This is a genomic window from Nitrospirae bacterium CG2_30_53_67 (assembly GCA_001873285.1).
In the GTDB taxonomy this organism is placed as follows: Bacteria; CG2-30-53-67; CG2-30-53-67; order CG2-30-53-67; family CG2-30-53-67; genus CG2-30-53-67.
In genome coordinates, this window is sequence record MNYV01000045.1 from 1 (window position 1) to 13,602 (window position 13,602).

General features: G+C 52.5%; 13 protein-coding genes. 6 read left to right on the forward strand and 7 right to left on the reverse strand.

The features are described 5' to 3' along the window. A partial coding sequence (locus AUK29_02600) for a hypothetical protein (GenBank protein OIP65494.1) occupies positions 1-186 on the forward strand: 186 nt, incomplete at its 5' end. A gap of 21 nt (positions 187-207) precedes the next feature. On the opposite strand, the gene AUK29_02605 is transcribed toward AUK29_02600, so the two are convergent. From AUK29_02605 to AUK29_02620, 4 genes are all read right to left on the reverse strand, one after another. Beyond that, positions 208-2,256, reverse strand: a complete 2,049-nt coding sequence (locus AUK29_02605) for a hypothetical protein (GenBank protein ID OIP65495.1) — start codon at positions 2,254-2,256, stop codon at positions 208-210. A 172-nt stretch (positions 2,257-2,428) separates the two neighbouring features. Next, entirely contained in the window at positions 2,429-3,016 is a 588-nt protein-coding gene (locus tag AUK29_02610) for a hypothetical protein (protein OIP65496.1), read from the reverse strand. A 67-nt stretch (positions 3,017-3,083) separates the two neighbouring features. After that, a complete protein-coding gene (locus tag AUK29_02615; protein OIP65497.1) occupies positions 3,084-3,854 on the reverse strand; it encodes a hypothetical protein in 771 nt (256 codons plus the stop codon). A gap of 20 nt (positions 3,855-3,874) precedes the next feature. Beyond that, complete coding sequence (locus AUK29_02620) at positions 3,875-5,167, reverse strand: serine protease (protein OIP65498.1); 1,293 nt, start codon at positions 5,165-5,167, stop codon at positions 3,875-3,877. A gap of 203 nt (positions 5,168-5,370) precedes the next feature. On the opposite strand from AUK29_02620, the gene AUK29_02625 reads away from it, so the two are divergent. Further along, positions 5,371-5,550: a hypothetical protein gene (locus AUK29_02625; protein OIP65499.1), complete on the forward strand. Its 180-nt coding sequence runs from the start codon at positions 5,371-5,373 to the stop codon at positions 5,548-5,550. A 59-nt stretch (positions 5,551-5,609) separates the two neighbouring features. Here the strand turns inward: AUK29_02625 and AUK29_02630 are convergent, their stop codons facing one another. The 3 genes from AUK29_02630 to AUK29_02640 all read right to left on the reverse strand — a co-directional run bounded on the left by AUK29_02630 (position 5,610) and on the right by AUK29_02640 (position 9,379). Continuing rightward, positions 5,610-6,728, reverse strand: a complete 1,119-nt coding sequence (locus AUK29_02630) for a hypothetical protein (GenBank protein OIP65500.1) — start codon at positions 6,726-6,728, stop codon at positions 5,610-5,612. 27 nt (positions 6,729-6,755) lie between these two features. Then, complete coding sequence (locus AUK29_02635; GenBank protein OIP65501.1) at positions 6,756-8,861, reverse strand: hypothetical protein; 2,106 nt, start codon at positions 8,859-8,861, stop codon at positions 6,756-6,758. Between the two features lie 335 nt (positions 8,862-9,196). Continuing rightward, complete coding sequence (locus AUK29_02640) at positions 9,197-9,379, reverse strand: hypothetical protein (protein ID OIP65502.1); 183 nt, start codon at positions 9,377-9,379, stop codon at positions 9,197-9,199. Between the two features lie 503 nt (positions 9,380-9,882). Here AUK29_02640 and AUK29_02645 point away from each other — a divergent pair. From AUK29_02645 to AUK29_02660, 4 genes are read left to right on the forward strand one after another with little or no spacing between them, the layout of a single operon-like run. Next, entirely contained in the window at positions 9,883-11,148 is a 1,266-nt protein-coding gene (locus AUK29_02645) for a hypothetical protein (GenBank protein OIP65503.1), read from the forward strand. Positions 11,149-11,189: 41 nt separating this feature from the next. Then, entirely contained in the window at positions 11,190-12,104 is a 915-nt protein-coding gene (locus AUK29_02650) for a GTPase Era (GenBank protein OIP65504.1), read from the forward strand. A gap of 60 nt (positions 12,105-12,164) precedes the next feature. Next, complete coding sequence (locus tag AUK29_02655) at positions 12,165-12,938, forward strand: DNA repair protein RecO (GenBank protein OIP65505.1); 774 nt, start codon at positions 12,165-12,167, stop codon at positions 12,936-12,938. Continuing rightward, entirely contained in the window at positions 12,931-13,131 is a 201-nt protein-coding gene (locus tag AUK29_02660; protein ID OIP65506.1) for a hypothetical protein, read from the forward strand. The genes AUK29_02655 and AUK29_02660 overlap by 8 nt, the downstream gene beginning before the upstream one ends. The last annotated feature ends 471 nt before the right edge of the window (positions 13,132-13,602 follow it).

Below are 13,602 nucleotides of genomic sequence, written 5' to 3' on the forward strand. Positions count from 1 at the left end.
AACAGGGAGGATGCCATAAAGACCATGCAGTCTCTTCTCCCCCTATTCCAGGGTCTGCCCGTGGTCCTGGTGGCCGAGGAGGCAAAAGACAGGCCTCTTTATTTTGCCCGACCCGATCTCATGAATTTCCTCATGGATTTTCATCTCCCCAGCGTGGAGTGGAAGGCATATACCCTTGCAGAATAGTCTTCTTATTTTTGGTTCATCTTATTTTTCCACCTGGACCAGGCTGAAGTGAAAGGTCGGTCCGTGACCCATGTCCGCTTCACGCTCCGAGGTCAGGCCATTGATCCCGCAGTGATTGTACATGTCCCTTGGCCGCCAGATGGATTCAGCAACCACCACCCCGGGCTGAGTCTCTTCGGACACGAGTGCCGTGAGCCGGCATTCCCCCCTGTCATTGAATACCCGGACCTCTTCACCGTTTTGGATCTCCCGAGGAAGCGCATCCTTAGGATGGATTATGAGGGTGGGATGCTTTTCCAGTGAACGGATCGATGGGAGTGAACCGAAGCTGGTGTTCAAAAAGTTGTGCGCCGGGGGCGTCATGAGGGTCAGCGGGTAACGTTTCAGAAGTGAAGGGTCTTCTGAGACCTCGGCCGGGGGCGCATATTCGGGGAGCGGCGGGAGGCCGTGCTGTTTCATCCTCTCCGAATAGAACTCCAGTTTTCCGGATGGCGTGAAAAACCCGTTTCTAAAGGGGTTCCCGAACCTCTCCACGTTCAGACGGACAAAGCGTTTTTGTTTCAATGTCTGCAAATCAATCCCCTCTCGGAAAGGGGATTCCGGCTCAAGAAGACCCTCCGCAATCTGATCTTCGCTTCTCCGGAAGAAGGGATCATCAAAGCCGAATCTTTGGGACAAAAGAGAGAAGAGTTCGTGGTTGGACTTTGCCTCTCCCACAGGGGGGATGACGGGTTCGGCCCACTGCAGGTAACACTGGCCATAGCTTTTGTAGAGGTCGGCATGTTCCAGCGACGTGGTGGCCGGGAGCACGATGTCGGCATAATCCACGGTATCGGTATGCATCTGTTCGTGGACCACCGTGAAGAGGTCCTCCCTCATAAGCCCTTTGACCACAAGGCCCTGGTTGGGGACCACCGCGGCCGGGTTGGAATGATAGACAAAAAGACCCTGGACCGGAGGGTCGTCCAAATCCGTCAACGCACGGCCCAGGGAGATCATGTTGATCGTGCGGGGATTCCTGTCTCCGAGCAGGGATTCCCCCACCACCGCCTCCATGTTCAGCTCGAAGAAGGAGCCGGTCATCAGGGTGATCCCGCCCCCGCGTTTTTCAAAGGCGCCCACCAGAGCAGGGAGGCACGCCACGGTCCGTACGGCCATGCCGCCGCCGCTCTGTCTGGACATCCCCATGCCCAGACGGATGAAGGGGGCTTTGGCATGAGCGTACCTTCGCGCAAGGTCCTTGATATGCTCTTCAGGGACGCCGGTGATCTCCGAGACCCGTTCCGGCGGGTATGACTCCAGCTTTTTTTCGAGCCGGTCAAATCCGTAGGTCCATCTCTCGATGTAGTCCTTGTCGATCCATCGGTTCCGGGTTAGAAGATGCATGATCCCCAGGGCCAGGGCCGTGTCGGTCCCTGGTTTCAGGCGGATGTGGATGTCTGCGATTTTTGCCGTTTTATTTCGGTAGGGATCGATGACGATGAGGGTTGCCCCCTTGTGTCTTGCTTCTTTGATCAGCGGGAGGATATGCACGTTGGTGGAGGCCGCGTTGATCCCCCAGAGGAGGATGAGGTCCGAATCCACCATGCACTCGGGATCATGGCTGATCCCCCGGCCTATGGTATAGTCCCAGCCGGCTTCGGCCGTGGTGGAACAGATGGTCCGCATGAGACGGCTTGCGCCGAGACGGTGAAAAAAGGCATGGCCGGCATTGCGGTTGATCAGCCCCAGGGTCCCTCCGTAGGAAAAGGGGAGGACGGCCTCTGCGCCGAACCTTCGGATGATGCCGGTGAACCGCTCAAAGATCTCATTGAGGGCCTCTTCCCAGGAGATCGGCTGGAAGGCGCCTTCCCCTTTTTTGCCTATACGTTTAAGAGGGGTCTTGATGCGGAGGGGGGAATAGATCCTCTCGGGAAGGTAATGCATCTTCCCGCAGATGAATCCCCGGGTATAGGGATGTTCCGGGTTCCCGTCTACCGAGACCACGCGTCCTTGTTGTACCGTGACCAGGAGGCTGCAACAGTCCGGACAGTCGTGCGGGCAGACGGATAGATGTTTCTGTTCATCCATGATGATGGCCTGGCGTCATGGGGTGTTGAATGCAATCAATCATGAGCATGGATCAATCGTCTGATTTATTATCGCGCGTCAGGACGGAAAGATTGTGATATGCGTCACAATTGAATCACAATTTAATGCAGCAAAAACTTCCCGCCTATGAAAGCCGAGAGTCCCTGCTGAATTAAGGTTGGCCGCTATGGCAGCCGGGACATACAAAATGGCAGGTGAACCATGGCTCTTCGTGGGAGTAGTCCGGGATCATATCGAGGTACATCTGGGTTCCGCATATCCTGCACTTGAACAGGTTCAGCCTGAAATCCGAGGAGAGGCATGAGGCGTCCCCCGACTCATCCTGGATGGCGAGCCTGTAGCTTTTTACATTTTTATACTCGACATGAGAGCTGAGCATCTTGCGGATCTTTTCCAGGACGTCGTTCGGCTTGGTCACGGATTTGATCAAGTAGTCCTCAGCGCCGAGCTTCATGGCCTTTTCAATCTCTTCGGGCTGTCCCTTGGCCGAGAAGACGATGATCGGGACCTTTGCGGTTTTGGGGTTGCTCTTCACAACCTGCAGGACCTTGAACCCGTCCACAACAGGCATCATGAGGTCAAGAAGGATCAGATCGAACTGATGATCGGATACGGCCTTGATGGCTTCCATCCCGTTTCTGGCGGTGACCACATCATACTTTTCAGTGACCAGTTTTGTCTTGTAGATATTGAGAATGATTTCAGAATCTTCCACCAGGAGGATCTTATTTTTCTGCATAGGCAGACTCCATAAAAAATTAGTTTATTCATACCTGAAAAATATGAAAAGACCCTTGATCTTCCGTTTATTTGCCTGGACTCTCGCCTAACTTACCCATCCCCTTGTTCAAAAATGGTGTGAACAGATCGATGGGGAGCGGAAACAGGATCGTGGAGTTGTTCTCCGATGCGATCTCGCTCAGGGTCTGCAGGTAGCGAAGCTGCAGGGCCATGGGATGAACTTCGATGATCTTGGATGCCTCGGCCAGCTTGGTTGCAGCCTGGTACTCGCCTTCCGCGTGGATGACCTTGGAACGCCTCTCCCGCTCCGCCTCGGCCTGTTTGGCCATGGCCCGCTGCATCTCCTGGGGAAGATCAATGTGCTTGACCTCCACCAGGGAGACCTTGATTCCCCAGGAGTCGGTCTGTTTGTCGATGACCTGCTGAAGTTCATGGTTGATCTTGTCCCTCGCAGAGAGGATCTCATCCAGTTCGGCCTGTCCCAGGATGCTGCGGAGCGTGGTCTGGGCAAGCTGGGAGGTGGCATAGAGGAAGTCCTCTACTTCGATGATCGCTTTTTCCGACTGGATTACGCGGAAATAAAGAACGGCATTCACTTTAATAGAGACGTTGTCCTTAGTAATGACGTCCTGGGGGTCGATATCCATGGCCACGGTCCGGAGGGAAACCTTGACCATCCGGTCGATGATCGGGATCAGGATAATGAGGCCCGGACCCTTGACCGAGAGAAAACGTCCCAGCCTGAAGACCACGGCCCTGTCATACTCCCGGATCACCTTGATGGCGGAGGAAAGGAAAAAGATCACTAATATAAGAATAGGTAGAATTTGTATCATAACGGTTCTCCTTTTATGGTTTAGCGTACCTTGCGCTTGACAATCAGGACGAGCCCTTGCATGCCGGTGACTTCCACATCCTCTCCTTTCTCAATCTTCGTTCCGCTCCTGGCTCTCCATATTTCACTGTGAAGGAAGACGGATCCCTCCGGGTCAATATCGGTTTCAGCCTTGCCCGTCAGCCCGATGAGACCCTCAGGACCGGAGGCCCTTTTTTTGCCATGAATCCCTACGGCCATGCCGACGACCCAAAGGAAAAACAGGGCCGTGACCGCGACCGTGGGGTAGATGACTGCTTTGGAGATCCTGAGGTAGGGTTCCGGTGATTCGATCAGGAGGAAGGAACCCAGGACCATGGAGATGACCCCGCCGATGGAGAGAATCCCGTGGCTCACCACCTTGATTTCGGCGATAAAAAGGATAATGGCAAAAATAATCAGGAGAAGTCCTGCATAATTGATCGGCAGGGACTGGAAGGCATAGAACGCCAGGATCAGGCAGATCCCTCCCACCACCCCGGGTAGAACGGCCCCCGGGCTCGTGAGTTCGAAAAAGAGCCCGTAGAATCCGAGGATCATGAGGATGTAGGCTACATTCGGGTTGGTGATGGTGTCCAGGATACGGTAACGGATCCCTTTGGGGAGTTCTTTGACCGGGATCCCCCTGGTCTGCAGGGCGACCTCTTTGCCGTCCACCATGACCTTCCGGCCGTCGGTCTGTTCAAGGAGGTCATTCAGGTCCTTTGCGATCAGGTCCACGACCTTGAGCTTGAGCGCCTCATCCGCCGTGATGGAGACACTCTCCCGTACCGCTTTTTCGGCCCATTCCTGGTTGCGCCCCCGTTCTTTTGCAATGGAACGGATATTGGCGGCGAAGTCGTTCGCAATCTTTCTGGCCATTTCCTCATCCATGGCTTGACCCCCGATATTAACCGGATGGGCGGCCCCGATGCGGGTCCCCGGGGACATAGCGGCCACATGCGCGGCAAGGGTGATGAAGACTCCGGCGGACGCGGCGCGTCCGCCGTTTGGAGCCACATAGACGATCACGGGGACCTTGGAGGTGAGAATCCCTTTGACGATCTTCTGCATGGATTCCGCAAGCCCTCCTGGCGTGTCCAGTTGGATAATGAGGCACTCCGCCTGATCGGATTCGGCCGTTTTAATGGATTTAAGGATGAAATCCATGGAGACCGGATTGATGACGCCGTCAATCTCGATCCGATAGGCTTGCTGATCAGAGGCGGAGCCGGACAAGAGAAAGCCTGAAACCCCTGAAACCAGGAAAAGAACAAAGAGAAATAAACGCTTCATGCAGGACTCCTTGTCTGAACCATTCGCCATCTTTATACTGCAAAAACAATGTTTTGTCTATTCTTATTCTGTTTCCGTCTTGACACTTCAAAAATATATGGTATTTTGAAAAGGTGAGGACCGGATTCTATGATCCATGGGCCGGGCAGTGATGTCAAGAATGTTCATCAAGGGTCTTCGATTCCTTGGGTGAGGGGGGCTCTATGAGAGAAAAACGAATCGGTCTGGATCGAAGGAGCGGAGTCGACCGGAGAAGCGGGATCGAAAGAAGGACTTATGCCGTCGGCGGATACTACTCGCCCCAGCGGAAACTTTTGGATCGGAGGGGAGGGGAGAGGAGGCGGGAACATCGGAGGTCGGAATCCTCCATGGGAACCGTCTGAGCCGGCTGAAAAGGGATAGGACCGGTTACTGTGCCGTCATAAGATGGCGATTGGACTCCTTATGGGTGATTTAAAATGGGTTCTAATGCTATGACTCCGGGCATGAAAATCTCTTTCTCTTTTCGGACGAGTTTTAAAAAAATGCCGGCAATTTTGGGATTGAAATGGGTCCCGCTGCATTTCCTGATCTCCTCGACGGCTTCTTCGAAGGTTTTTTTCCTCTTGTAGCAGCGATCCGATGTCATGGCATCAAAACTGTCGGCAAGGATCAGGATGCCGGTTAAGTCATCAATCTCCTCCCCCTTGAGTCCGTCCGGGTATCCCTTGCCGTCCCAGCGTTCGCTGTGGTGGCGGATGATTTCAACTTCACGCTCAAGGAACTTGATGGGGGAGAGAATGCTCGCGGCAATGGTGGGGTGGCGTGATATGCAGGCCCATTCCTCAGGCGTCAGCGGCTCTTCTTTATTCAGGTAGGCGAGATCGATGACGAGTTTCCCGATGTCGTGCAGCATGGAGGCCCTCTTGAGAATCTGGATCTCCTTTTCTTGAAGAGCCATCTCTTCAGCGATTCGAATGGCGTACCGGGTGACCCGTTCGGAGTGGCCTGCCGTATAAGGGTCTTTTTCTTCGATGGCCTTGGTCAATGAGCTGATCACGTACAGGCAGATTTCCTGTATCTCCTGAGCATGTTTCTCAAGCTTTAGGTTCTTGTCCCTCAGTTCCATAATCTTCTTTTCAAGGTGCTGAACCAGTTTCCGGCTGTACTCTTTGAGGTAGTGGGGCTCTTCGGCGGCGGATACATGTTCCCTCTTGCCGTGGAGAAAAGAGAGGATGAGTTCGGGAAATTTGCGGACGTCTATGGGCTTGGAGATGTAACCGTCGCATCCGGCGGCCAGGGATCGTTCCCTGTCTCCTTCCATGACCCTTGCCGTCAGGGCGATCACGGGGATCTGATTGAGTTCCGGAATAGCCTTGATCAGCGTGGCGGCCTCATACCCGTTGATGCCTGGAATCCCGATGTCCATGAGGACCAGATCGGGTTTTTCCTCCTGTGCGGCACGGATGGAACTCAGCCCGTCATCGGCTTCAACCACGATGTAATGGTTGGCCTCGAGAATCCTGCGGATCAGTTTTTTGTTCTCGATGTTGTCTTCTACATAGAGGATCTTGTAAGGCATAGGCTTTTTACCTCTTAGAAATAAATTTCATACGGTTTCGGTTGTTCCGGCATAGATCGAGGATAGGGGTAAAGTGAAATGAAAACGGCTCCCTTCTCGATATTGCGGGTCAACCCAAATCTTCCCTCCGCACAACTCCACAAGCTTCCTGGTGATGCTCAATCCCAGGCCCGAACCCTCAAGGTTTCTCGATGACCGGTCGATCTGCGTAAATTCATTGAAGATGTTCCGGATCTCCTCTTCCCTGATTCCGACTCCGGTGTCCGACACGGTGAATTGCAGGAACGCTTCGGATGCATGATTTTCAGGGAAGCCTCTCGAGACAGAGATGGAGATCTCGCCTCTGTGTGTAAATTTTACGGCATTTGAAATGAGGTTGAGGAGGATCTGGAGGATCTTGTCCTTGTCCGAATGGAAGGAGCTGATCCCCTCTTCCACGTCGGTCCGAAAAATGATGGGTTTGTCTGCAATCAGACTTTTCGCAACGGGATGCAGCTCTTCAAGAAGAAGATGGGCGTCTATGTTTTTCCTGTTCAAGGAGACCTTGCCGGTTTCAATCCTGGAGAGGTCCAGGAGGTCATTGATCAGATGGAGAAGATGCCTGCCGCTTCGGGCGATGGATTTCAGGTCTTCTTTCTGTTGGTCATTGACCGGTCCGTCGATTCCCATCAGGATGACGTCCGAGAATCCGATGACGGCATTCAGGGGCGTTCTCAGCTCATGACTGATGCTCGCCAGGAATTCAGTCTTCATCCGGTTGGCCTTGATGTTCTCTTCGTTGGATATCTTCAAGGCATCGCTGGTATGAAGCAGATCCCTGTTGGCGCGGTGAAGGTCCTCGATGGTCTTTCTCAGATTCTCGTTGGTGCGGAGGATTTCCTGGGTCCGGTCCTGCACCGTTCTTTCCAGAATCTGGTTGGTCTCCTTGAGGCGGTCTTCCAGTTCGACTCGTTTCGTGATGTCTGCAAAAATAAGCAGGGAGCCCTGAATGCCCTGATGTTCGTTCAGAAGCGGGACGCCTTTTATGGAGAAGATTTTATTTTCACCGGCCGGCAGGGAGACGATCAACCTTTCCTCCTCAACCACCCTGCCGGACAGGATTTCCTGAATCATTTCATGGATCCTCGTCTTCCGGAGGGCCTTGATCTCCCCGAGTTTCCATGTTCCGTTCTTTGAGTGCGCGGTTTCGTCCTGCAGCATCTCGCAGAGTGCGAAATTCCCGAAAGCCACCGCTCCATCCTGATCCACGGTCATGATCCCCGCAGGGGCGTTTGAGATGATCGAGTTATAGTAATCCTTGAGATTCCGGATCTGCTCAAAACTTTTCAATAACCGCTTGTCACGGTAATTCAGGGAGGATGCCATCCTGTTGAAGTTCATGGCCAGGAGTCCGATCTCGTCTTTTGAATGAACCGGGATCTTTTTTTCGAATAATCCGTCCGATATCTCTTTTGAGGCGTCCGTAATATCCCGAATAGGCTGTACCACCCATTTCTGCAGGAAGTGAATGATAGGGAAGCTGAGGAAAATGACGACCAGGGTAATCATCAGGAAGACGTTTTTGCGCATCACGTTGATTTTATCGTTCAGAAGATCCTTTGAAATGGCCACGGCGATGACAGCGGCCGGCGTACCCTGACGGGTTGGAACAGGCCGAAGGAGGGTCAAGATACGGTCGTATTCCTGAAAAGAAACAGCCGATGAGATGGCCCCTGTTTTCATGGCTTCTTTGCATTTTTTTTGCAGAAGAGCCGAGATATCAGGTGTTCCCCTGTCTGAAAGAAATGTTCCCTGCGCAGTGAGCAGGCCGACAGCCGTGATCCCTTCCTCGGTCTCATCCGACAGGATGTTCTGTTCAAGGTTTGTTCTCGACTGTTCTATAAGGGATAGTATTTTTCTTTGATTGGTGGATGATCCGGGTCCTTCCGCTGAGGAAGGGGGGGTGTTTTCAAGAAGCTGGTTCATGTGTTCTTCGAACTTGAGGAAGGCGCCGTATCTCTCGAAGATATGGTGAATACTCCTCTCCCCTTGCGACAAACATTCGGTTTTCAATTTCAGGGTCTGCTGATGGATGATGAAAAGGGCCAGGACGAACATCAGCAGCATCAGGGTCCACAAAACGACCCCGGTCATTTTAGTCAGGATACTCGTACTCCAGTGGGGTCCTGGCTCGCTGTAGGGGGTGCAAAGCGGATTCTTGGTGTTAAGTTCCATGTCCGGGCAACCAGAAGTACGAAAACGGCGTCTTGGAAATTATTTAATTCCGATTCTGTTTAAAAATAAAATAATCAGGCAGATGTTCGTCACGCCCGCAAATGTCAGCATGATTCCGACAAACCAGGGGACCCACCAGAGCGGCTCACTAAAATATAGTCCGGCCGCAAGGACCAGTCCTGCCATGATACGGAAGAGTCTTTCAGCCATGATCTGCCTCAAAATGTTTTATGGCCGGATATCGCTGACCAGTCTTAAGGTCTGGAATCATGAGGCGATGACCGGCCGGCTCCCATCCGGATCAGGATGGGTTCCAAAATTCTGATGTTTGTGACCCCCTCGAAAAGCAAGAGGGCGGCAATCCCCCATGAAAGCCAACGGGTGGACGGATCAAGAAACTGGCTGATCAGGATCAGAACACCCAGGATCATCCGCATGAGTCGCGCAGCCACAAAACCTCCGTTAAGAGCACGGGATGGCCCTATTATTCATGATGGTCGGAATAAGTCATTTTTTATTAAATGGAGTAAAACAAGGCTTTTAAATGATATTTCAAACCATTATTTTACTTTATATAAATTATAACAATCAATGCGGGAATCTTCAAGCATTTATGTGATATTCGCAAACTCTTTTAAAACATATCAAAATAAGCATCTTTCAAAGGAATTCCTGGAATCCTTTCTTTTAGTCATTCGTTCTGATAGAATAGGGGCCGATGATGACCCCGTTACACCAGGAAGTTCCGGACTTCCCCCGCGGTCCCGCGTAGCTTCACGGGGCGGGCAGGGTGGGGCGGGGGATGACAGGATGGATTTCCGTCGTCCGCATCGGTATGGCGCCGTATTTGTAAAAAGGGGAAATCGTGAGTTCAAAGGAACGCGTATCGTCACAAAACTTCTGTACTAAGCATGATCTCGAAGCGTTTGAGGACCAGAGGTTGGCTCCTTATGCCATAAAGAGCTTTTATGCCACGAGACAGCGCAATATCAGGTCGGAAGGAAGGATACACGATTACCGGACGGAGTTCCAACGGGACCGCGACCGGATCCTTCATTCCAGGGCATTCCGCAGATTAAAACATAAGACGCAGGTTTTTGTGGCCACCGAGGGGGATCACCAGAGAACACGGTTGACCCATACCCTGGAGGTCTCCCAGATGGCTCGGACACTCTGCCGCGCCCTCTCCCTCAATGAGGACCTTGCGGAGGCGATTGCCCTCGGGCACGACCTCGGGCATACACCCTTCGGACATATCGGGGAAGAGGTCCTGCATGGGATCATGTCCGGCCAGGATGATCTGGACGGGCTTCTTGATTTCATGACCTTGGGGAATCCGGGCGGATTCAAACATAATTGTCAGAGCCTTCGGGTCGTCGACCTCCTGGAGAAGCGGTATGAGGAGGATGGACTGAACCTCACCGATGAAACGCGTATCGGCATATTAAGGCACACCTCTCTGCCTGATGATATGACGTATCAGGCCTTCGAGTCGAAAAAATTCAGCGTGAAGGGCCCTCTGTTTTTAGAGGCACAGGTAGTCTCCATCGCCGACGAGGTCGCCCAGCAGGCCCACGATATGGAGGATGGTCTCCGCGCCGGTCTGGTCGATCTCGAGAAAATCGAGCGGCTCAGGATCATGAAGGAAATGATCCGGAAAATTCATCCCGACTATCATGCAACCCGCAGCCGGTTTCTCAAGCAGAATATGCTCGTGCGGGGGACCATTCATGTCCTACTGACCGATATTCTTGTGAATTCAGCAAAAAAGATCAAGGAGTGGGGGAGCCGGGAAGGGATCATCTCTTCCGAGCAGTTCTATCAGCGGCTGAATGATTTTCCGTCAGACCTGATTGAATTTTCCCGCAAGGGCAAGGGGCTTTTTCAGGAACTCAAGGAGTTTGTCTACCGGGAGATTATCAACAGCTATGAGGTGAACATCATGGACGGCCGGGCGATCCATTTCATCCGGAATCTTTACAAGGCCTATTATAATAACCCCAGACAGCTCCAGGACTGGGTCCTCCTGAGGTATGCCCATGGCAGGCGTGAGGCCTATCTTCGAGACATCCCCCTGAAGGAGGTGGGACGAAAGATTCATAAACTTCAGGATGATCCGGTCTTCCTCAGGCTGATCTCGGATCATATCGCAGGGATGACGGACAAGTTTGCCATGGACGAGTATCGAAAACTCTATCTTCCATGATTCGGTGAATTTAAAGAAAATGGCACAAGGCGAGGTTTTTCATGTCGGATTCCGGAGTTTATAGGTCCGGGTATGCGGCCTTGATCGGTCGTCCTAACGTGGGGAAGTCGACCCTGATGAACCGTATGCTGGGTGAGAAACTCTCCATTGTGACGGAGAAACCCCAGACGACCCGCAACAGGATCCTGGGGATCAAAACCACCGAACGTTTTCAGGCCCTCTTCCTGGACACGCCCGGTATCCATACTGTAAAACACCGGCTGAACGAGATCATGCTGAAGGCCGCCCTTTCAGCCCTTGAGGACGCGGATCTGATTTTGTTTTTAGTGGAACCTGTCTTAGAAGTCAATGAGGAGGATCAGTGGATATGCCATAAGCTGGAAAAGGTCAAAACACCGGTCATCCTGATTATCAACAAGATAGACACCATCAGACCCGAAAACCTTCTTCCCCTGATCCGGGAGTACGGCAGTCTCCTGACATTTAAAGAGGTCATCCCTGTTTCGGCCTTGACCGGGGAGGGCGTTCCCGATCTTGAGGTTCTGATCCCTTCATTTCTCCCTGAGGGGCCGCGCTACTACCCTGAGGAAAATTTAACCGATCTCTCCGAGAGGTTTATGATTTCGGAAATGATCCGGGAAAAGATCATCCAGCAGACGCAAAAGGAGATCCCTTATGCTGCAGCCGTGGTTGTTGAGGCCGTGAGAAAGAGGGAAGGGGCGGATCTGGTTGATGTGGAGGCTGTCATCTACATAGAGAAGGAGTCTCAGAAAGGGATTCTCATCGGGAAGCACGGGAAGAGGCTCAAGGAGATCGGCGTCATGGTTCGTCCGGAGATCGAGGGGCTCTTGAATTCCAGGGTCTATCTTAAACTCTGGGTCAAGGTACGTAAGGGTTGGCGGGACCATTCCGGTATGCTGAAGGAAATGGGATTTGATATATCATTGCATAATTAAATGGGAGAAGAACCGAAATTAATTAAGTGGAGTTATTTTCAGCGTAGAGGTATATAGGGTATGCCGCTTTATTCCACCGAAGCTGTTGTGCTCCGTAAGATTGACTACCGGGAATCCGACCAGATCATGACCTTCCTTACGCCGGATTACGGCAGGATCTCAGGATTGGTCAGGGGGGCAAAAAGAATACGAAGCCGCTTCGGAGCCGCCCTTGAAATGCTGACCTACGGGAGACTCATCTATTTTGACCGGCAGGGTAAGAACCTGGTTTCCATCAATCACTTCGATATCCTGAAGTCTTTTCAACGGATCCGGGAGGACCTGATCCGGTCCGCTTCCTGCCAGTATATGGCCGAACTGATCATGGGATTGATCCCGGAAAGGGAGTCAGCAACGGAGGTCTTTAAGCTTTTGGTCCGGAGCATGGAAGGGATGTCCGCCACTCGCGACCCTGATGCCGTCCTCAGGATCTTTGAGATCAAGTTCCTCAGCCTGATCGGATTCTCACCGAGGATGGATGCCTGTGTTTTTTGCGGAAGCTCGAAAGGGCATTTTGGGTTTTCCATCAAAGACGGCGGGCTTGTCTGCTCTTCCTGCCGAGGGCGTGCAGCAGAAACCGATCCCGTACCGGAAGGGATCCTTTTTTTCTGGAAACAGGCATCGGCCATGGATCTTACGAAAATGGATCGTGTCCGGCTGCAGAGAAGGTTGAATACCGGACTCAAATGGCTTCTGCACCGTTATTTCCTCCATTTGCTTGGACGTGAGATCCGTTCGTTCATTTTCCTGGAAAACTTGGGAAAGGAAACGGGTGTGCGACAAATTTATGGGTAAATATTTCTCTAAGAGCGTCATTCCCCGACTGGATCGGGGAATCCAGACAATAAAAGAATGGATTGTCCGGTTAAGCCTGTCCTCCGATCCCCCGATCAAGCTTGCCCTCCGCCTTGATCGGAGGGTCAGAGGACAGGCCCGATCGGGGGACCGGACAATGACAAACATATGTAACCCTGATGTGTACCCATAAATTTGTCGCAGACCCAAAGGAAACGGGATGCTTGACTCCGGCTTTGGAGAATGGTAAATAACTAAATAAATATCCTCCGGCAAAGCCGGAGGTATTGCGATTGCTGGCCCCTCAAAGGGGCCTGATCGCAATCGGTTAAAAAACACCCTCCCCGGAGTCCCCTCCCATCAAGGGAGGGGAAGCCCACTGGCAGTTCCCTCGCCCCTTGTGGGAGGCTGACCATGTCCCACATTTTTTGCTGGACACAGGGGGTGCCGGTATGGTAGTTTACCGGCATGCGGGCTTGCGGTCAAGATTTTTCGGACGAAATCATCTGGAGAATAGAGGCGACGGTGGAATCTGAGCCGACGATTTCCCGTCGAGCGCTTTCTCTTCGGGTATGCGAATGGCTCGACTGGCGGGGACCGAACGGGAAACTTAGGGAGATGAGTTGCCGTGTGGTTTTGTTGAAGTTGCATCGGCAAGGTCTTA

Excerpts from the sequence above, each read along its gene's own strand:
- AUK29_02605 (OIP65495.1), bottom strand. The coding sequence starts at position 2,256 with ATGGATGAACAGAAACATCTATCCGTCTGCCCGCACGACTGTCCGGAC.
- AUK29_02610 (OIP65496.1), bottom strand. The coding sequence starts at position 3,016 with ATGCAGAAAAATAAGATCCTCCTGGTGGAAGATTCTGAAATCATTCTC.
- AUK29_02615 (OIP65497.1), bottom strand. The coding sequence starts at position 3,854 with ATGATACAAATTCTACCTATTCTTATATTAGTGATCTTTTTCCTTTCC.
- AUK29_02620 (OIP65498.1), bottom strand. The coding sequence starts at position 5,167 with ATGAAGCGTTTATTTCTCTTTGTTCTTTTCCTGGTTTCAGGGGTTTCA.
- AUK29_02625 (OIP65499.1), top strand. The coding sequence starts at position 5,371 with ATGAGAGAAAAACGAATCGGTCTGGATCGAAGGAGCGGAGTCGACCGG.
- AUK29_02630 (OIP65500.1), bottom strand. The coding sequence starts at position 6,728 with ATGCCTTACAAGATCCTCTATGTAGAAGACAACATCGAGAACAAAAAA.
- AUK29_02635 (OIP65501.1), bottom strand. The coding sequence starts at position 8,861 with ATGACCGGGGTCGTTTTGTGGACCCTGATGCTGCTGATGTTCGTCCTG.
- AUK29_02640 (OIP65502.1), bottom strand. The coding sequence starts at position 9,379 with ATGCGGATGATCCTGGGTGTTCTGATCCTGATCAGCCAGTTTCTTGAT.
- AUK29_02650 (OIP65504.1), top strand. The coding sequence starts at position 11,190 with ATGTCGGATTCCGGAGTTTATAGGTCCGGGTATGCGGCCTTGATCGGT.
- AUK29_02655 (OIP65505.1), top strand. The coding sequence starts at position 12,165 with ATGCCGCTTTATTCCACCGAAGCTGTTGTGCTCCGTAAGATTGACTAC.
- AUK29_02660 (OIP65506.1), top strand. The coding sequence starts at position 12,931 with ATGGGTAAATATTTCTCTAAGAGCGTCATTCCCCGACTGGATCGGGGA.